General features: G+C 74.2%; 16 protein-coding genes. 11 read left to right on the forward strand and 5 right to left on the reverse strand.

Features of this window, described 5'->3' with window-relative positions; genetic code table 11:
- Nucleotides 1-476: 476 nt before the first annotated feature.
- A complete protein-coding gene (locus ACGFX4_RS20725; protein WP_393076289.1) occupies nucleotides 477-1,565 on the reverse strand; it encodes a TDT family transporter in 1,089 nt (362 codons plus the stop codon).
- A 70-nt stretch (nucleotides 1,566-1,635) separates the two neighbouring features.
- Between ACGFX4_RS20725 and ACGFX4_RS20730 the strand changes: the two genes are divergently transcribed.
- Both ACGFX4_RS20730 and clpB read left to right on the forward strand, forming a co-directional pair.
- Nucleotides 1,636-2,574 carry a LysR family transcriptional regulator gene (locus ACGFX4_RS20730; protein WP_393076292.1) on the forward strand — a complete coding sequence of 313 codons (939 nt, stop codon included), beginning with the start codon at nucleotides 1,636-1,638 and terminating at the stop codon, nucleotides 2,572-2,574.
- 71 nt (nucleotides 2,575-2,645) lie between these two features.
- A complete protein-coding gene (gene clpB, locus ACGFX4_RS20735) occupies nucleotides 2,646-5,249 on the forward strand; it encodes an ATP-dependent chaperone ClpB (RefSeq protein WP_393076295.1) in 2,604 nt (867 codons plus the stop codon).
- 52 nt (nucleotides 5,250-5,301) lie between these two features.
- Here the strand turns inward: clpB and ACGFX4_RS20740 are convergent, their stop codons facing one another.
- Together ACGFX4_RS20740 and ACGFX4_RS20745 are read right to left on the reverse strand one after the other, a co-directional pair.
- Nucleotides 5,302-6,186: a hypothetical protein gene (locus ACGFX4_RS20740; protein ID WP_393076298.1), complete on the reverse strand. Its 885-nt coding sequence runs from the start codon at nucleotides 6,184-6,186 to the stop codon at nucleotides 5,302-5,304.
- Nucleotides 6,183-6,473, reverse strand: a complete 291-nt coding sequence (locus ACGFX4_RS20745) for a helix-turn-helix domain-containing protein (protein ID WP_393076301.1) — start codon at nucleotides 6,471-6,473, stop codon at nucleotides 6,183-6,185. Before ACGFX4_RS20745 ends, ACGFX4_RS20740 begins: the two co-directional genes overlap by 4 nt.
- Nucleotides 6,474-6,755: 282 nt before the next feature.
- Between ACGFX4_RS20745 and ACGFX4_RS20750 the strand changes: the two genes are divergently transcribed.
- The 7 genes from ACGFX4_RS20750 (at nucleotide 6,756) to pyrE (ending at nucleotide 13,419) form a co-directional block, all read left to right on the forward strand.
- Nucleotides 6,756-7,106, forward strand: coding sequence for a beta/gamma crystallin domain-containing protein (locus tag ACGFX4_RS20750; protein ID WP_393076304.1), 351 nt, complete (start codon nucleotides 6,756-6,758; stop codon nucleotides 7,104-7,106).
- Nucleotides 7,107-7,226: 120 nt separating this feature from the next.
- On the forward strand, nucleotides 7,227-7,790 hold the full coding sequence (locus ACGFX4_RS20755) for a YbjN domain-containing protein (RefSeq protein WP_393076307.1): 564 nt from the start codon (nucleotides 7,227-7,229) through the stop codon (nucleotides 7,788-7,790).
- Between the two features lie 116 nt (nucleotides 7,791-7,906).
- A complete protein-coding gene (locus ACGFX4_RS20760) occupies nucleotides 7,907-9,067 on the forward strand; it encodes a pyridoxal phosphate-dependent aminotransferase (protein ID WP_393076310.1) in 1,161 nt (386 codons plus the stop codon).
- 371 nt (nucleotides 9,068-9,438) lie between these two features.
- Nucleotides 9,439-10,041: a DUF2617 family protein gene (locus ACGFX4_RS20765; RefSeq protein ID WP_393076313.1), complete on the forward strand. Its 603-nt coding sequence runs from the start codon at nucleotides 9,439-9,441 to the stop codon at nucleotides 10,039-10,041.
- 79 nt (nucleotides 10,042-10,120) lie between these two features.
- On the forward strand, nucleotides 10,121-11,794 hold the full coding sequence (locus ACGFX4_RS20770; protein WP_393076315.1) for a spermidine synthase: 1,674 nt from the start codon (nucleotides 10,121-10,123) through the stop codon (nucleotides 11,792-11,794).
- Between the two features lie 155 nt (nucleotides 11,795-11,949).
- On the forward strand, nucleotides 11,950-12,843 hold the full coding sequence (locus ACGFX4_RS20775; protein ID WP_393076317.1) for a CoxG family protein: 894 nt from the start codon (nucleotides 11,950-11,952) through the stop codon (nucleotides 12,841-12,843).
- A 39-nt stretch (nucleotides 12,844-12,882) separates the two neighbouring features.
- The gene (gene pyrE, locus ACGFX4_RS20780) at nucleotides 12,883-13,419 is read left to right on the forward strand and encodes an orotate phosphoribosyltransferase (protein ID WP_393076319.1); all 537 of its coding nucleotides are present in this window, start codon (nucleotides 12,883-12,885) and stop codon (nucleotides 13,417-13,419) included.
- A gap of 81 nt (nucleotides 13,420-13,500) precedes the next feature.
- Here pyrE and ACGFX4_RS20785 read toward each other — a convergent pair whose 3' ends face one another.
- Nucleotides 13,501-14,214: a DedA family protein gene (locus ACGFX4_RS20785; RefSeq protein WP_393076322.1), complete on the reverse strand. Its 714-nt coding sequence runs from the start codon at nucleotides 14,212-14,214 to the stop codon at nucleotides 13,501-13,503.
- A 263-nt stretch (nucleotides 14,215-14,477) separates the two neighbouring features.
- Here ACGFX4_RS20785 and fbaA point away from each other — a divergent pair, with 263 nt between their 5' ends.
- The gene (fbaA, locus tag ACGFX4_RS20790; RefSeq protein WP_393076325.1) at nucleotides 14,478-15,500 is read left to right on the forward strand and encodes a class II fructose-bisphosphate aldolase; all 1,023 of its coding nucleotides are present in this window, start codon (nucleotides 14,478-14,480) and stop codon (nucleotides 15,498-15,500) included.
- Between the two features lie 96 nt (nucleotides 15,501-15,596).
- Nucleotides 15,597-16,010 carry a DUF3151 domain-containing protein gene (locus ACGFX4_RS20795; protein WP_393076327.1) on the forward strand — a complete coding sequence of 138 codons (414 nt, stop codon included), beginning with the start codon at nucleotides 15,597-15,599 and terminating at the stop codon, nucleotides 16,008-16,010.
- 68 nt (nucleotides 16,011-16,078) lie between these two features.
- Here the strand turns inward: ACGFX4_RS20795 and ACGFX4_RS20800 are convergent, their stop codons facing one another.
- Entirely contained in the window at nucleotides 16,079-17,851 is a 1,773-nt protein-coding gene (locus ACGFX4_RS20800) for a hypothetical protein (RefSeq protein ID WP_393076330.1), read from the reverse strand.
- Nucleotides 17,852-17,925: the final 74 nt, after the last annotated feature.

The following is a 17,925-nucleotide window of genomic DNA, read 5'->3' on the forward strand; positions in this document are numbered from 1 at the left end:
ACGTGGCTTCCCGGCCGGCGCTCTTCTTCCCCCCGGTCCGTCGGTGCGGGACGCACCTCTCGCACCCACGACGAAGAGCAAGCTCACTCCGGGCTGCGGCGGCCCGTGCGACCTGGCGTGTCACAACCCTCACAGCGCGGCGTCCTGCGAACAAGTGCTCTCCGGTTGCAGGTTCCCGCAAGTGCATGAACCTGCAAAGTGTGCGCGCGGCGACCTGCGGAAATTCCGATTTTCCGGAAGCACTCCCTGCCACCTGACGACCATTCGGTCGACCGCCCGGGGGCCATTCGAACACCTGGACAGTCATGTACACAACACCACAGCAACCGGCCCCCCACCAGGCATCCCACCGCCCGGCCCGCACCGGAGACCGTTCGGACCCCAGAATTTCCGAATTCTTCGCAGAATCCTCGGAACCGGAATCCAGCCCCCCGCCCGGCGCACCGCCCCGGGTGGGGGCTATTGGCGGCGCCGGCTCACAGCAGCCGGCCGTCCAGCAGCCCCGCGACGGTCCGCGCGGCGGCCACCGCCCAGGCGCCGATCAGCAGCACCAGCAGCCCGGCAGCCAGGCCGGTGAAGCCCGCGAAACCGGTGTGCCGCTCCAGCCCGGCGGCGCCGGTCACCAGGGTGCCGAGCGGGAAGGTGAAGGCCCACCAGGTCATCGCGAACGGCATCTCGGCCCGCAGCGCCCGCAGGTTGGCGGCCAGCGCGACCAGCAGCCACAGCAGCGCGAAGCCCATCACGGCGACGCCGTACAGCACCGCGAAGGCCGTGGCGGGACCGGTCAGCGCCGGCGCGGCGCTGCGGGTGGCGTCGGCCAGCGTGTTGGCGGCGGTGGTGGACTGCCCGAGCGGTCCGAGCACCAGGAAGAGCGAGGGGGTCAGCACCAGCGCGGGCAGCTTGTGGTGGACCAGCCCGGCGAAGACCACCGGCAGCAGCACCAGGGTGGCCAGCAGGCTGGCGCCGAACAGCGCGAAGCAGACGTAGAGCATCGCGGCCCGGGCCCCGCCCTCGGGCAGGTGCGGGATCAGCGCGGGGCCGAGCGCGGCGGCCACCATCGGCGCCACCACCGGCAGCAGCCAGGTGGGGTTGGCCTCCAGGACCGAGAGCCGGTGCCGGGTGATCATCAGCAGCGGGATGCCGGCCGCCACCGCGACCGCGTACAGGGTGCCGACCGTCCACAGCGCCAGGTCGACGGCGACGGCCGGGCCGTCGCCGATCAGCGGGGCGCCGACCGCCAGGGTTCCGTAGCCGACGGCGACCAGGGCCATCGGCGGGCAGCCGTAGAAGACTGCGGCGGCCGGCTCGTCCAGCAGGTGGCGGCGGGCGGCCTCGCGGTGCCGCAGCAGGTGGACGGCGCGGGCCGGGACCAGGACGGCCAGCGCGGCCAGGGCGAGCACCCACATCAGCTCCGCGAAGCCGGTCCGGCCGGGTACGTCGAGCGGGAGCGCGGCGGCGCCGTTGGCGACGATCGCGGTGCCCATCACGGTGGCGTACCAGTTGGGGCCGAGCCGGCCGAGGTCGAGGGCCGCGAACCGGGCCCGGGGAGCGAGGAGGAGTGCCATGGTTCCACCCTCGCGGGCCGCTTCGACCTGCGGTAGCGTCCGCCGGGCTATGAGGACATAGCCTGACCCTATGGCTCTCTCCCCGCACGTCCCCGAGCTCGGCGCCCTCGAACTGCTGCTGGCGGTGGCCCGGCTGGGCAGCGTCGGCCGGGCCGCCGCCGAGCTGGGAGTCAGCCAGCCCGCCGCCAGCGCCCGGATCAAGGGCATGGAGCGGCAGATCGGCGTCCCGCTGCTGGAGCGCTCGCCGCGCGGCTCCCGACCCACCGAGGCGGGCCGCCTGGTGGTCGAGTGGGCCCGGAACGTGGTGGAGGCGGCGCAGGCGCTGGACGCCGGGATCGACGCGCTGCGCGGCAGGCGGGACGCCCGGCTGCGGGTGGTGGCCAGCCTGACGGTGGCCGAGTACCTGATGCCCGGCTGGCTGCTGGCGCTGCACCAGGCCAGCCCGGGCACCGCGGTGACGCTGCGCACCGCCAACTCCTCGGACGTGGCCGCGCACGTGCTGGCGGGCGACGCCGACCTGGGGTTCGTCGAGGGCACCGGTACGCCCGCCGGGCTGGAGGGCGCGGTGGTCGCCGCGGACACCCTGGTGGTCGTGGTGGCGCCGGAGCACCGCTGGGCCCGCCGCCGGGCGCCGGTCACCGGCGAGGAGCTGGCGGCCACCCCGCTGGTGCTGCGGGAGCCGGGGTCGGGCACCCGGGAGGTGCTGGAGGAGGCGCTGGCCCGGTTCGGCGGGGCGGCCGCGCCCCGGCTGGAGCTGGCCTCCTCGACCGCGCTGAAGGCGGCCGCGCTGGCCGGTGCCGGGCCGGTCTGCCTGAGCGAGCTGGCGGTCACCGAGGAGCTGGCCACCGGCCGGCTGGTCGCCGTCCCGGTGGCGGGGCTGGACCTGCACCGGCCGCTGCGGGCGGTCTGGCCGTCCGGGCAGCGGCCGGTCGGGCCGGCCCGGGCACTGCTCGGGCTGACCCGGGTGGACGTCCCGCGCGGCCCGACAAGGAGTTCACCCAAAAGTTGAGTGGAATAGACTCAACTTAGTGCATGCTGTAGAGAGCAACAGTCTTCCCGACCGAAAGGGGTACGCCAGCAGTGGATGCCAGCAAGTTCACCAGCAAGACGCAGGACGCCCTGTCCTCCGCGATCCAGCGGGCCGGCGCCGCGGGTAACCCGGACGTCAAGCCGGTGCACATCCTGCTGGCGCTGCTCGACCAGCCCGAGGGCATCGCCCGCCCGCTGCTGGAGGCCGTCGGGGCGGACGTCGCGCCGCTGACCGCCGCCGCCCGGCAGCAGGCCGCCGCGCTGCCCACCGCGCAGGGCTCCACGGTCGCGGCGCCGCAGCTCGCCCGGGACACCCTCGCGGTGCTGGAGGAGGCCGGCCGGCGCGCCGCCGACCTGGACGACCAGTACGTCTCCACCGAGCACCTGATGGTCGGCCTGGCCGCCGAGGGCGGCGCGGTCGCCGACCTGCTCGGCCGGCAGGGCGCCACCGCCAAGGCGCTGCTGGCGGCGTTCAAGGACGTCCGCGGCTCGGCCCGGGTCACCTCGCCGGACCCGGAGGGCACCTACAAGGCCCTGGAGAAGTACGGCTCCGACCTCACCCAGGCCGCCCGCAGCGGCAAGCTCGACCCGGTGATCGGCCGGGACCAGGAGATCCGCCGGGTGGTCCAGGTGCTCTCCCGCCGGACCAAGAACAACCCGGTGCTGATCGGCGAGCCCGGCGTCGGCAAGACCGCCGTGGTCGAGGGCCTGGCCCAGCGGATCGTGGCCGGCGACGTGCCGGAGTCGCTGCGCGGCAAGCGCCTGGTCGCGCTGGACCTCGCGGCGATGGTGGCCGGCGCCAAGTACCGCGGCGAGTTCGAGGAGCGGCTGAAGGCCGTCCTGAACGACATCAAGGCCTCCGACGGCCAGGTGATCACCTTCATCGACGAGCTGCACACCATGGTCGGCGCGGGCGCCGGCGGCGACTCGGCGATGGACGCGGGCAACATGCTCAAGCCGATGCTGGCCCGCGGCGAGCTGCGGATGGTCGGCGCCACCACGCTGGACGAGTACCGCGAGCGGATCGAGAAGGACCCGGCGCTGGAGCGCCGCTTCCAGCAGGTGCTGGTCGGCGAGCCCAGCGTGGAGGACACCATCGCGATCCTGCGCGGCCTCAAGGGCCGCTACGAGGCGCACCACAAGGTGGAGATCACCGACGCCGCGCTGGTCGCCGCCGCCACCCTGTCCAACCGGTACATCACCGCCCGCTTCCTGCCGGACAAGGCCATCGACCTGGTCGACGAGGCCGCCTCCCGGCTGCGGATGGAGATCGACTCCTCCCCGGTGGAGATCGACGAGCTGCAGCGCTCGGTCGACCGCCTGCGGATGGAGGAGCTGGCGCTGGAGAAGGAGTCGGACCCGGCCTCGGTCGAGCGGCTCGGCAAGCTGCGCCGCGATCTCGCCGACAAGCAGGAGCAGTTGAGCACCCTCAACGCCCGCTGGGAGCAGGAGAAGAAGTCGCTCAACCGGGTCGGCGAGCTCAAGGAGCGCCTGGACGACCTGCGCGGCGCGCTCGAACGCGCCCAGCGGGACGGCGACTTCGAGCGCGCGTCCAAGCTGATGTACGCCGAGATCCCGGCCGCCGAGCGGGAGTTGACCGAGGCGCAGGACCGCGCCGCGGACGACCCGGCCGCCACCATGGTCAAGGAGCAGGTCGGTCCGGACGACGTGGCCGACGTGGTCGCCTCCTGGACGGGTATCCCGGCCGGCCGGCTGCTGGAGGGCGAGAGCGCCAAACTGCTGCGGATGGAGGAGGAGCTGGGCCGGCGCCTGATCGGCCAGGGCGAGGCCGTCCGGGCCGTGTCGGACGCGGTGCGCCGCACCCGTTCCGGCATCGCCGACCCGGACCGCCCGACCGGTTCCTTCCTCTTCCTCGGCCCGACCGGCGTCGGCAAGACCGAACTGGCCAAGGCGCTCGCGGACTTCCTGTTCGACGACGAGCGGGCGATGGTCCGGATCGACATGAGCGAGTACGGCGAGAAGCACTCGGTCTCCCGCCTGGTCGGCGCCCCGCCCGGGTACGTCGGCTACGAGGAGGGCGGCCAGCTCACCGAGGCCGTGCGGCGCCGCCCGTACAGCGTGGTGCTGCTGGACGAGGTGGAGAAGGCCCACCCCGAGGTGTTCGACGTGCTGCTCCAGGTGCTGGACGACGGGCGGCTCACCGACGGCCAGGGCCGCACGGTGGACTTCCGCAACGCGATCCTGATCCTCACCTCCAACCTGGGCAGCCAGTACCTGGTCGACCCGGCCACGCCTCAGGAGCGCAAGAAGCAGCTGGTGCTGGAGACGGTGCGCGGCGCGTTCAAGCCGGAGTTCCTGAACCGGCTGGACGACATCGTGGTCTTCGACCCGCTGGGCACCGAGGAGCTCAGCCGGATCGTCGACCTGCAGGTGGCGGCCCTGGCCAAGCGCCTGCACGAGCGCCGGCTCAGCCTGGAGGTCACCCCGGCCGCCCGCGACTGGCTGGCGCTGACCGGCTACGACCCGGCGTACGGCGCCCGGCCGCTGCGCCGGCTGGTGCAGTCGGCGATCGGCGACCAGCTGGCCAAGGAGATCCTCTCCGGGCGGGTGCACGACGGCGACACCGTGCTGGTCGACCGGGACGAGGCGCAGGACCGGCTCGGCGTCGGGCCCAAGCCCTCGCTGAAGAAGTAGCGGGCCCGCGCGGAGGGCGGACCGGGGTCTCCCGGTCCGCCCTCCGCCGCGTTCAGGCGCCGTTCTCGGCGAGGACCGCGGCGATCCGGTCGGCCCGCTCGCGCAGCTGGCGCTGCATCCCGGCGAGCTGCTCGCCGTGGCGCTCGATCTGCTGCTGCTGGTAGCCGGCCAGCACCGCGAACCAGATGCCGGCCAGGCCCGCGGTGGCGGTGCAGTCGGCGTCCGCCCGGGCCGCGGACAGCTCGTCGGGCTGCACCGAGGGGCTCCGGCGGTAGCGGGTCACCAGCGCCTCCGGGTCCTCGACGCGGAACCCGGCCCCGGCCATGCACTCGCGCCAGGCGGCGGTGGCCGCGACCACCCGGTGGTCCTTGCCGACCGCGACCAGCGAGGCGCCGAACAGCTCGGACACCAGCCTGCTCTCCGCCGACTCCGGCAGCTGGAGCCGCTGCAGGCTCTCCCGGGTGCACCGCTCGGTCATCGACTGCTCGGCCTCCGAGCCGGCCGGTGCCGGTGCCGCGGCACCGGCCGCGCCGGGCCTCTCCGCGGGCCGGGCGTGGAAGCCCTGGACGGCGGCGGCCGCGGTACCGAGGTACCCCCAGGCGCCGCCCGGCATCGCGGTGTCGTTGTCCACGTCCGCCGGGGCGGACCCGCGGAACAGCGACGCCGGGTCGACCCGGAAGCCGGCGTCCCGCAGGCACTTCGCGGTGAGCGACCGCACCGCCCGGAAGTGCTCCTCGGACTGCCGGTCGTCGCTGCGGTACGCGGAGAGCGGCAGCCCCAGCATGCCGCCCCGCCCGCTGGCCGGCGCCGACGGCGCGGCCGCGATCGGCGGCGGGGTGAGCGCGCCGGCCGGCGCGGCACCCGGCCCGCCGCCCGACGCGCAGCCCGCGAGCAGCAGCACCGCGGCCGCGGTGGCGCCCGCGAGCGCCCGCCTCACGCGTAGGCCTCCGTCCGCGGGCCGCCGGCCCGGTAGCGGCTGCGGGCCATCCGGTCGCGCTGGATCCTGGCCAGCCGGTTGAGCTCCTCGCGCTGCTCCTCGGACAGGCCGAAGGCCTGCGCCAGCAGCCGGATGGTGGAGATCCGCGGGCAGGACACCCCCCGCTCCACGTCGCTGATGGTGCGGACACTGATGCTGGTCGCGGCGCCCAGGTCCTCCTGGGTCAGGCCGCAGTCGAGCCGGAGGCCGCGCAGCCGCTCCCCCAGGCCGCCCGTGCGTTCCGGCACCCCTTGCTCCGACACGTCTCCCCCCAAGGTGGCGTGCAGCGGCCCGGCGGCCGCTCCGGTGGCGCGCCGCGCCTACGGCGCGACTGTCGTCCGGACGCTAACGGCCCCGCTGCCCCGGCTGCAACTCCCCTACCAGGCTTGGTCGGTGAGCAAATTCACGACTCCCGGGGGTTTGTCCCGGGCAACCGGCAGTTCCTCCGGACAGGCTCCTGACAACTTCCTGGCGGCGTCCACCGGGCGCCACCCAGCATGGGGCGTCCGACCGACGGGAGGAGCACCACCGTGGCATCCGTACGCCGCCGCGCCGCACTGGTCCTCGCCGGTGCCGCCGCCCTGGCCCTGGCCCTGCCGACCAGCGACGCCTCAGCGATCAGCCGGGTCAACTGCAACGGCCGCTATGACTTCGTGAACGTCTTCAACTACAACTGGAGCGGCCGCCTCTGCTTCGCCAACGCCGGGTACACCGGGGTCACGATCTACAGCGTCGACGACGTCTACTCGGGCAACAACGAGGTCTGGTTCTACCTGGACGGCGGGATCGGCACCCACCGGCTCTCCCCGTGGACCTGGCAGAGCGACGTGTACTACGACGCCGGCGCCAAGAGCACCATGCGCTGGATCCAGATCGGGTGATCACGCACTCCGGTGGTCTCTGTGCCGCAGGCCACGAATGAGGCAGGATGGAGGGAGACCCGAGGGCGGCCCCCGTCGCTGACAGCAGCCACCCTTGCGCACCGTGTGAAAGGGACCCCCGTGAGCATCGACCCGTCGTCCATCCCGTCCTTCGGCATGCCGCAGCCGCCGCAGGGTGGCGGCCAGCCCGGCGGCGCTCCGGCCGGTCCGCCGCCGGTGGTCGTGCCGGACCAGAACCTGGTGTCCCAGCTGCTCGACCAGATGCAGCTCAAGCACGTCGTGGACGAGGAGGGTGACCTCACCGCGCCGTGGGAGGGCTTCCGGGTCTACTACATGTTCCGCGGCGACCACAAGGAGCTCTTCGCGGTCCGCGCGTTCTACGACCGCTCGTACCCGCTCGAGCGCAAGGGCGAGATCCTCGACCTGATCGACGAGTGGAACCGCGAGACCCTGTGGCCCAAGGTCTACACCCACACCCACGAGGACGGCGTGGTCCGCCTGATCGGCGAGTCCCAGATGATCGTCGGCGCCGGCGTCAACCTGGACTACTTCGTCACCACCACCGCGAACTGGACCCAGGCCTCGGTCGGGTTCGAGCAGTGGATCGTCGAGCGCCTCGGCCTCCAGGAGGAGATCGAGGGCGAGGACGGCGAGAACGGCGAGGGCACGGGCGACGAGGCCTGATCCTCCCCCGCACCCGCTGACGGGCCGCCCCGCACGCCGGGGCGGCCCGTCACTGCTTGTGACCGGACCCCGCGCGCCCGATGATGGTCTGCGACGACGAGGCGTGAGGAGCCGGAATGAGCGCGAGGCCGCTGTTGAACCGCCGGTTGGCGGGCCTGGGGACGACGATCTTCGCGGAGATGTCGGCGCTGGCCACGTCCACCGGTTCGATCAACCTCGGCCAGGGCTTCCCCGACACCGACGGGCCCGCCGAGATCGCCCGGGCCGCCGCCGACGCGGTGCTGACCGGCCGCGGCAACCAGTACCCGCCCGGCCCCGGCATCCCCGAGCTGCGGCAGGCCGTCGCCGAGCACCAGCAGCGCTTCTACGGCCTCGACTGGGACCCGGACACCGAGGTGCTGGTCACCGCGGGCGCCACCGAGGCGATCGCGGCGGCGATGCTCGCCCTGCTGGAGCCGGGCGACGAGGTGATCGCCTTCGAGCCGTTCTACGACTCGTACGCGGCCTGCATCGCGATGGCCGGCGCCACCCGCGTCCCGCTGACCCTGCGGGCCCCCTCGTTCCGGCCCGACCTGGACGAGCTGCGTGCGCTGATCACCCCGCGCACCCGGCTGCTGCTGGTCAACACCCCGCACAACCCGACCGGCCTGGTGCTCCACGCCGAGGAGCTCGCCGAGATCGCCCGGCTCGCGGTCGAGCACGACCTGCTGGTCGTCACCGACGAGGTCTACGAGCACCTGGCCTTCAGCGGCGGGCACCACCCGATCGCCGCGCTGCCCGGGATGCGCGAGCGGACCGTCTCGATCTCCTCGGCCGGCAAGACCTTCTCCTTCACCGGCTGGAAGGTCGGCTGGGTGACCGCCGCCCCCGCGCTGGTGTCCGCCGTCCGCACCGCCAAGCAGTACCTGACCTACGTCTCCGCCGGTCCGTTCCAGTACGCCGTCGCCGAGGCACTGCGGCTGCCCGACAGCTACTTCGACACCCTCCGCGCCGACCTGCGCCGCAAGCGCGACCTGCTCGCCGACGGCCTGACCGCGGCGGGCTTCGGCGTCTTCACGCCGGAGGGCACGTACTTCATCACCACCGACATCACCCCGCTCGGCGAGAAGGACGGCCTGGAGTTCTGCCGCTCGCTCCCCGCCCGCTGCGGCGTGGTCGCCATCCCGAACGTGGTGTTCTACGACGACACCGAGGCCGGCCGCCCGCTCGTCCGCTTCACCTTCTGCAAGCAGGACGCCGTCCTCGAAGAGGCCGTGGCCCGGCTGCAGCGCCTCTGACGTCAGCAGAACGCCCTTCCCTTCACCCGTGCGCAGTAGCTCCGAAGGGATGATTTCGCGCCCGCGGGGTGGGGCGTACGACCCGCGCGCACGGCGCACGCGCCCGGGCGGAGGCGTGCGGCGGACAGAGTCAATCCCACCGTTGATCACACCCAGTCGGACACTGCGCCCAGAACGGTGAATGCACGACAAAGATGGGTAAATCCCTGACGGACCCGGAGAATTCGTGCTTCTCTGCTGCTGAATCTCCAGCCGGAATCCTTCCTTCCACGGTCGGCCGCGCCCTGGACCGGACAGCCTCGAACAGCCTCGCCCCGCCGAGACCGACGCTGCCCACAGGACGTGCACGGAGCTGAAACGCGGAGCCGAGCATGCTCACCACACTGCAGACCTCCTACACGGACACCCGCGCCGGCGACCTGGCGTGGCAGCTGGGCGGTGACCCGCTGCCCGCGCTGGCCGTCCGGGACCTGAGACTGGACGGCACGGACGGCGCCGGCGACCCCGGCGCCGACGGCGACCCCGGCCACGACGGCGGGCGGATCCGCGGCACCCTCCAGCTGCGCCTGCTCGGCGCCTCCCACCAGGTGATCCTGGCGGCCGGCCCCGGTGACTGCCTGGAGACGGTGGCCTGCCTGCCCGGCCGGCGCACCCCGCTGCCCGCCCGGGTGGCCGAGCAGGTCGCGGGCTGGGAGTACGAGTTCGCGGCCCGGATCGAGGAGCTGCCGCCGCACGTGTTCGCCGCCCGCGCCCAGGAGCTGCTGGCCCTGGTGGAGGGCCATCCGCGCGGCCTGGCCGGGATCTTCCCGGGCGACCCGAGCGCCTTCACCGCGCTGGTCGCGCACTGCGAGGACCGCCGCGTCCTGTGGCGCACCTGGCACGCCTACCCGCAGGAGGGAAGACTGGTCTGTACCCGCTCCTCGCTGGTCCTGCGCACCGCCACCACCTCGGACGACACCCTTGGAACCTGGTGACGAAACGTCAATGCAGCTACCGCAGGTGTCACTCCGACGGGTGCAGCTATCGGTGGCGGTTCTCACGTAGCGTCACGACATGATCAACCATCCGGCCCGACCGTCCGCTCAGCCGGGTCACGACGGCCCCGCGGATCCGCCGCCGCGCCCGCCCGGGCCGCCCGTCGGCGCGGTCCGGGCCGGCGGCGCCATACGGATCCCGCTGCGGCCCCGGGCCGCCCGGCTGCTGGTACTGCTGGCGGCGTTCGTCTGCGCGGCCTGCGGCCTGGTGTACGAGCTGGAGCTGGTCGCCCTCGGCGGGTACCTGCTGGGCGACTCGGTCACCCAGACCTCCGTGGTGCTGTCCGTGATGGTCTTCGCAATGGGCGTGGGCTCACTGCTCGTCAAGGGCCTGACCCGGCGCCCGGCCACCTCCTTCGCCCTGGTCGAGTGCGCGCTGGCGCTGACCGGCGGCCTCTCGGTGCTCGGCCTGTACACGGGCTGGGCCTGGCTGGACCACCACCGGGCGGCGATGGCCGCGCTGGTCGCCACCACCTTCCTGATCGGCCTGCTGATCGGCGCCGAGATCCCGCTGCTGATGACCCTGATCCAGCGGATCCGGCGGGAGCACGCCGGCCGGGCCGCCGCCGACCTGTTCGCCGCCGACTACGTGGGCGCGCTGATCGGCGGGCTGGCCTTCCCGTTCCTGCTGCTGCCCGCGGTCGGCCAGGCGACCGGGGCACTGCTCACCGGCGCGGTGAACGCGCTGGCCGGCGCCGCCGTGGTGCTCTGGCTGTTCCGCGCCGAGCCGTCGCGCCGGGCCCGCCCGCTGCTGTGGACCGGCTGCGGCCTGGTCCTCGCGGTGCTCGCGGTGGCCGCCGCCTGCACCGGCCTGATCGAGCGGGCCGCCCGGCAGGCGCTGTACGGCGGGCAGATCCGCTTCGCGGCGCAGAGCCGCTACCAGGAGATCGTGCTCACCGGCGGTCCGCCCGCCGCCGGGGCGGGCCCCGACGGCGCGGCCGCCCGGGTTCCCGAGCAGCGCCCGGCCCCGCCGCTGGAGCTCTACCTGGACGGCCGGCTCGCGGTCTGCGGCGCCGACGAGTACCGCGAGCACGAGGCCCTGGTCCGCCCGGCGATGGCGGCCGCGCCGGCCGGCCGGGTGCTGGTGCTCGGCGGGGACGGCCTGGCCCTGCGCGAGGTGCTGCGCCACCCGGGGGTCGGCTCGGTCCAGGTGGTCGAGCTCGATCCGGAACTGACCGACCTGGCCCGCCGCGACCCGGCGCTGGCCGCGCTCGGCGGCTACCCGTACCGGGACCCGCGGGTGCGGGTGACCGGCGCCGATCCGCTGGACTGGCTGCGGGCGACCGGGCCGCAGTTCGACGTGATCGTCTCCGACCTGGACGGCTCCGCGCACGGCGGCAAGTACCGCTCCCGGGAGTTCCTGGGGCTGGCCGCCCGCCGGCTGGCTCCCGGCGGGCGGATCGCGGTGCGCACCGGCCCGGTCGGACCGCAGCTGTGGTCGGCCGAGGCGGGCCTGGCCGCGGCGGGCCTGCGGACCGTGCCGTACCAGGGCGCGGACGGCCCGGCGGGCTGCGGGCAGCGGGTCGAGCGGCCGGCCTTCGTGCTGGCCGGGCAGGAGCGGCCGGTGCTCGCCCTGGCGGCGGACGCGCCCGCGCCGCGCTCGCTGACCGTGGACGCCCTGCGCGGCTCCGCGGCCCGGCTGGCCGCCGCCCGGCCGCCCGGGCCGGGCGCGCCGCACAGCCTGGTCGACTGACCCGCACAGCCCGGTCCGGCCGCGCCGCACAGCCTGGTCGACCGAGCCCCGGCCGGGGCCGCCGCAAGCCCTGCGGTGGCCCGTCCGGGCGGCCGCGCGCCCCAACCTGACCGCAAGTCTCCGCAGTGGGCGCCCGGATGGGTAGGCTCGCAGGCATGGAGCATGAGGTTGTCGTCCCGCTGCCGGCCGAGGTCGTCCGGGAGGCCCTGCTGGACCGCGAGCTGGTGGCGCGCTGCGTGCCCGGCCTGAGCGCCATCTCGGAGGCGTCCTCGCCGGTCGAGACCGGCGGGCGGCTGCGGGTGCGGATCGGCGGCTCCACCATCACGTACGGCGGCTCGCTGTCCGGTGACGGCTGGGTCGGCGACGAGCTGCTGGTCCGGCTGTCCGGCGAGGAGATCCGCGGCGGGGCGGCGGTCTCGGTGCTGCTGCGGATCACCGTGGCCGAGGCCCCGGGCGGCACCCGGGTCCGGTTCGACGCGGTGGCGGAGGTCGCCGGGCGGCTGGCCGCCTTCGACGCCGAGACCCGGGAGGCCGCCGCGCGGCGGCTGCTCGACCGGGCGGCGGCGACGCTGGTCGAGGAGCTCACCGTGGCCGAGGAGGACCTGGACGGCACGGACGAGGACGGCGCCACCGTGGTCTACCTGGAGGACCGGTCGATCGGCGGCGACCTGGACGACGACCTGTCCGACCTGATCGCCTTCAGCGACGACGAGCCGGGCCTGCCGTTCGGCGAGCCGGACGCGCTGCCCGCCCCGCAGCCGGAGCTTCCCTACGAGTCCGAGCCGGTCCCGGTCGGCGGCCCGGTGCGGCGTTCGATCGTCGGCCGCTCCGCCGAGGAGGTCGACCACGCCCCGCCGCACGGCCGGTACGCGCCGACCCCGCCGTCCCACAGCGCCCGGGCCCGGGCCGCGTCCCGCTGGGGCGGCGTGGAGCCGACGCTGCTCTCCGGGCACCCCGGTGAGCGCAGCGCGATGCCCTGGGTGATCGGCGGCGGTGTGGCCCTGATCGGCGGCGCCGTGGTGCTGGTCCGCGCGCTGCGCCGACGCTGACGCGCCTCGGGGCTCCGGGCGCCCGTAAACTGGCTGCTCATGAGCAATGACCGGGACGCCCTGCTGGCGCAGATCAAGGACAAGGCCGTCGTGCACGGCAAGGTCACCCTCTCCTCCGGGCTGGAGGCCGACTACTACGTCGACCTGCGCCGCATCACGCTGGACGCCGAGGCGGCGCCGCTGGTCGGCAAGGTCATGCTGGACGCGACCGCGGACCTGGAGTACGACGCGGTCGGCGGACTGACCCTGGGTGCCGACCCGGTGGCCGCGTCGATGCTGCACGCCGCCGCCGCCCGCGGCCGCAAGCTGGACGCCTTCGTGGTCCGCAAGGCGGGCAAGGCGCACGGCCTGCAGCGCCGGATCGAGGGCCCGGACGTGAAGGGCCGCCGGGTGCTGGCGGTCGAGGACACCTCCACCACCGGTGGCTCGGTGCTGACCGCGGTCGAGGCGCTGCGCGAGGCCGGCGCCGAGGTGGTCGGCGTCGCGGTGATCGTGGAGCGCGGCGGCGCCGCCGCGATCGAGGAGGCGGGCCTGCCGTACTACACCGCCTACACCCTGGACGACCTGGGCCTCTGAGCCCGCACCCCGCTGACCCGCGGATACGCGAACGGCCGGTGTTTCACGTGAAACACCGGCCGTTGCCGTCTCCCGCCGCGGTCAGCCCTTGCGGTGGCGGCCGCCGCCGACCGGCTCGCCGGGCTGCTCGGCCTCGGCGCCGGCCTTCTTCTTCTTCCGCTCGCGGATCACCTCGATGATGATCGGCGAGATCGACAGCAGGATGATGAACGCCATCGCGGGCAGCAGGTACTTGTCGATCACCGGCGCCATCGCGTCGCCGAAGAAGTAGCCGATCATCAGCATGGACTCGGTCCACAGGACGCCGCCGACCACGTTCCAGACGAAGAACTTCCGGGCGGGCATGCCGAGGGTGCCGGCCACCGGGTTGAGGAAGGTCCGCACCACCGGGATGAAGCGGGCCATCACCACGGCCTTGGCCGGGCCGAACTTGTCGAAGTACTCCTCGGCCTTCACCACGAACTCGCGCCGGAAGATCTTCGACTCCGGCTTCTCGAAGAGCCGCGGCCCCACCTTCACACCGAACGCGTGGCCCAGCTGGGCGCCGGCGATGGCGCAGATCGGCGCGCCGACGAACAGGATCGCGGCCGGCAGCCGGGCGCCCTCGCCGAGCACCTTGTCCGCGGCGCTGGAGGCGGCGACGCCCGCCAGGATCAGCAGGGAGTCACCGGGGAAGAAGAACCCGACCAGCAGGCCGGTCTCGGCGAAGATGATCGCGAGAATCCCGATGGCGCCCACGGACGCGACGAGCGACTTGGCGTCGAGCAGGTTGACGGCTAGCTGGTTGTAGTCCACGGGCGCAGGATAGCGCTCCCCCCTTACGAGCGGTCTAAAGTCCCCGCGGCCGACGGGACCACGGCCGTCGCTTCCCCTGTCATCCGTCCCAAGGGGCGGGCCGCTGGGTGTGTGGGAAGGGCGAGTCTGGGAAGATGGCCCTGGTGTCCGGCCGGCGGTCGAGGACCACCCTCTTCTCGTACCGATCGCGCCCGTGACCAGAGGCGTATCGAGCAGTCGGACAGCGTCGTCCGATCGCCCCACACCGACAGGAGCGGATTCGCATGCCTATCGCAACCCCCGATGTCTACAACGAGATGCTGGACCGGGCCAAGGCGGGCAAGTTCGCCTACCCGGCCATCAACGTGACCTCGTCGCAGACGCTGCACGCCGCCCTGCGCGGCTTCGCCGAGGCCGAGAGCGACGGCATCATCCAGATCTCCACGGGTGGCGCGGAGTTCCTCGGCGGCCAGCACAGCAAGGACATGGTGACCGGCGCGGTCGCCCTGGCCGAGTTCGCGCACATCGTCGCCGCCAAGTACGACATCACCGTCGCGCTGCACACCGACCACTGCCCGAAGGACAAGCTGGACGCCTACGTCCGCCCGCTGCTGGCGATCTCCGCCGAGCGCGTGGCCAAGGGCCAGAACCCGCTGTTCCAGTCGCACATGTGGGACGGCTCCGCCGAGACCCTGGCCGACAACCTGGCCATCGGCCAGGAGCTGCTGGCCCAGGCCGCCGCCGCCAAGATCATCCTTGAGGTCGAGATCACCCCGACCGGCGGCGAGGAGGACGGTGTCTCGCACGAGATCAACGACGAGCTGTACACCACCGTCAACGACGCCGTCCGCACCGCCGAGGCGCTGGGCCTGGGCGAGAAGGGCCGCTACCTGCTGGCCGCGTCCTTCGGCAACGTGCACGGCGTGTACAAGCCGGGCAACGTCGTGCTGAAGCCGGAGCTCCTGCGCGACCTGCAGGACGAGATCGGCAAGCAGTACGGCAAGGCCGACCCGTTCGACTTCGTCTTCCACGGCGGCTCCGGCTCCACCGCCGAGGAGATCGCCACCGCGCTGCAGAACGGCGTGGTGAAGATGAACCTCGACACCGACACCCAGTACGCCTTCACCCGCCCGGTCGTGGACCACATGTTCCGCAACTACGACGGCGTGCTGAAGGTCGACGGCGAGGTCGGCAAGAAGAACACCTACGACCCGCGCACCTGGGGCAAGCTGGCCGAGGCCGGCATGGCCGCCCGCGTGCTCGAGGCCGCGCAGCAGCTGCGCTCGGCGGGCAACCGCATCAAGTAGGGCCCTCCCGGTGCCCCGGACGGTCGGACCCAGGTCCCGGCCGTCCGGGGCACCGGCGTGTCCGGGGATCCGCCCGGGGATGGTTGACTGGGGGCCATGAGCATTCACGAGAACCTGCTCGGCGGCCCCCCGCCGACCCACCTGCCGGCCGAGCCCGGCCCGCTGGAGCTGCTGGCCTCTGGTGCCACCCCCGCGGAGGTCGCGGCCGCCTACCCGACCTCCTCGCTCGCCTGGGCGCAGCTGGCCGACGACGCCTTCGCGGCCGGTCGCACGGTCGAGTCCTACGCGTACGCCCGCACCGGGTACCACCGCGGTCTGGACGCGCTGCGCCGCAGCGGCTGGAAGGGGCACGGCCCGGTGCCGTGGGAGCACGAGCCGAACCGCGGCTTCCTGCGGGCGCTGCACGCGCTGGGCCGGGCCGCCGGCGCGATCGACGAGAAGGACGAGGCGGAGCGCTGCACGCAGTTCCTGCGCGACTCCTCGCCGACCGCGGCGGACACGCTGGGCTGACCTCCGCAGTCCCCTCGAACCGCCGTCCGGCTCCGTGCCGGGCGGCGGTTCCTTCATGTGCCGCCCGTTCAGGGCTGGCGCAGCCGGACGGCGACCAGGCCGTCGTCGAGGCCGGCCAGCAGGGTGTCGCCGACCAGCGCGAGGGTCCAGACCCGGGAGCCGAGCCGCAGGTCGAGCGGGCCGCCCGGCTGTTCCGGCCGGCGGATCCGGATCAGTCCGTCGGCCCAGGCGGCGGCCACCACCAGTCCGGCCGGGCCGGTGCCGAGCGCCACTGCCGCCACTGCACAGGGCCGCCGGTCGGCGGGATCGGGCATCGGATCGCCGCCCGGGCCCCAGAGCCGGACGGCCCCGTCGAAACCGCCGCTGGCCAGCAGGGCGGGGCCGGGGTCGGCCGGGTCGGTGCCGAGGGCGGCACCCGCCAGTGCGGTCACCGGGCCGGCGTGCAGCGGCCGGCTGTGCACGTCACCGCTGTCGTACCAGTGCACCGCGCCGGAGGTGTCGCCGAGGGCCGGGGCGGCGGCCGCCAGGCCGGGGACGCCGGCCAGCACGGTCGCCTCGCCGCCGACCGCGGAGCGCAGCCGGGCCAGCGCCGCGTCCAGCGCGTACGGGTCGAGGCCCGGGGCGGGATCGGCCGGGGCCACCAGTTCGATGCCGCCCCAGGTGTCGAGCAGCACCAGGCTGCCGCCCTCGGTCGCGGCGATCCCCCGCAGCGGTTTGGGGCCGGGCACCGGGATCCGACCGAGGGTGTCGCCGTTGAGCGGCGCCAGGGTGCGGACCGTGCCGGTCCCGTCGGCGAGCAGCCACTGCTGCCGGTACGGGCCTGCGCCGGGGGCGGAGACGGTCGCCGCGCCGGGTTCCCAGTGCGCCCAGCGGGCGGTCCAGGCGCTCGGTGCGGAGCCGAGCCGGGCCGCGGCGGCGCCGTCCGAGCCCAGCAGGCGGGTGCGCAGCAGGTGGGCGCGCTGGGCGGCGTCCGGGGTGTCGATGAGCCCGGGGCCGGCGGCGTCCCAGGCGGCGGCGAGCGGGCCGTCGGCCGTTTCGAGGCCCGCGGTGACGGCGACCGGGTGGGCGAGGACGGACAGCAGCGGGTCGGCGGTGAGCGGTCCCGGGTCGCGCTCGTGTGCGGCGGCCGTCCACAACTCGGTGAGCAGGGGCTCCCCGGCGGCCGGCAGGTCGGGGGCGCCGTCCGGGCCGTTCGGCACCCGGGCGAGCAGTTCGGCGAACGGACGGGGTGCGGCCGGTTCGACGCCGAGCGCCCGTCCGGGGTTCGGGTATCCGTCGGGGTCGGCGTCCTGCTGGGCGCACCACTGGGCGAAGCGGTCCCGGTCGGTCCACTGCGGGTCGTCCAGCTCCAGTACCGCGGGGGTGGGCACCACGGTGAAGGCGCCGGCCTCCAGCGAGTCGGTGTCGGACTCGACCACCAGCCGGACGTGCTCCAGCTCCAGGAGCGGGTTGAGGAACTCGTAGACGATGCGGATCGGGGCGACGGCCCGGTCCAGTTGCGGCACGCAGATCACCGTCCGCCGCGGGTCGGCGGCGAGTGCGGCGAGCAGGTCGTCCTGGTTGCGGGCCGGGATCTCCAGCTGCTTGCCGAGCTGCCAGACGAGTCCGCGCAGGCTCAACCCGTCGGCCGGGACGACGGCGTTGAGCCGTTGCGCCGGCGGGGTCTCGGGGGTGGTGCACCCGGCGACCAGCCAGGCCAGCAGGTGGGTCTTGCCCGATCCGGGCGGGCCGGAGACCCGGCACAGCCGCGGTGCGCGCTCGTCGTCCAGCCAGCCGAGCAGGGCGGCTCCGGCAGCCCTGCGCCCGGCCCGCAGCGGCGGTATGCGACGGTCGGTTCCCATGTTTCGTGCCCCCGTTCCGAACAGTCCTACGACCCGAGCCTACTCACCGGAAGCCTGCTGAGGGGGCCGGAGAG

The organism is Kitasatospora sp. NPDC048365, from assembly GCF_043200835.1.
Classification (GTDB): Bacteria; Actinomycetota; Actinomycetes; order Streptomycetales; family Streptomycetaceae; genus Kitasatospora; species Kitasatospora terrestris.

Coding starts and splice junctions, on each gene's coding strand:
- ACGFX4_RS20725 (WP_393076289.1), bottom strand. CDS start 1,565: ATGGCACTCCTCCTCGCTCCCCGGGCCCGGTTCGCGGCCCTCGACCTC.
- ACGFX4_RS20730 (WP_393076292.1), top strand. CDS start 1,636: ATGGCTCTCTCCCCGCACGTCCCCGAGCTCGGCGCCCTCGAACTGCTG.
- ACGFX4_RS20760 (WP_393076310.1), top strand. CDS start 7,907: ATGAGCGCGAGGCCGCTGTTGAACCGCCGGTTGGCGGGCCTGGGGACG.
- ACGFX4_RS20765 (WP_393076313.1), top strand. CDS start 9,439: ATGCTCACCACACTGCAGACCTCCTACACGGACACCCGCGCCGGCGAC.
- ACGFX4_RS20770 (WP_393076315.1), top strand. CDS start 10,121: ATGATCAACCATCCGGCCCGACCGTCCGCTCAGCCGGGTCACGACGGC.
- ACGFX4_RS20775 (WP_393076317.1), top strand. CDS start 11,950: ATGGAGCATGAGGTTGTCGTCCCGCTGCCGGCCGAGGTCGTCCGGGAG.
- pyrE (WP_393076319.1), top strand. CDS start 12,883: ATGAGCAATGACCGGGACGCCCTGCTGGCGCAGATCAAGGACAAGGCC.
- fbaA (WP_393076325.1), top strand. CDS start 14,478: ATGCCTATCGCAACCCCCGATGTCTACAACGAGATGCTGGACCGGGCC.
- ACGFX4_RS20795 (WP_393076327.1), top strand. CDS start 15,597: ATGAGCATTCACGAGAACCTGCTCGGCGGCCCCCCGCCGACCCACCTG.
- ACGFX4_RS20800 (WP_393076330.1), bottom strand. CDS start 17,851: ATGGGAACCGACCGTCGCATACCGCCGCTGCGGGCCGGGCGCAGGGCT.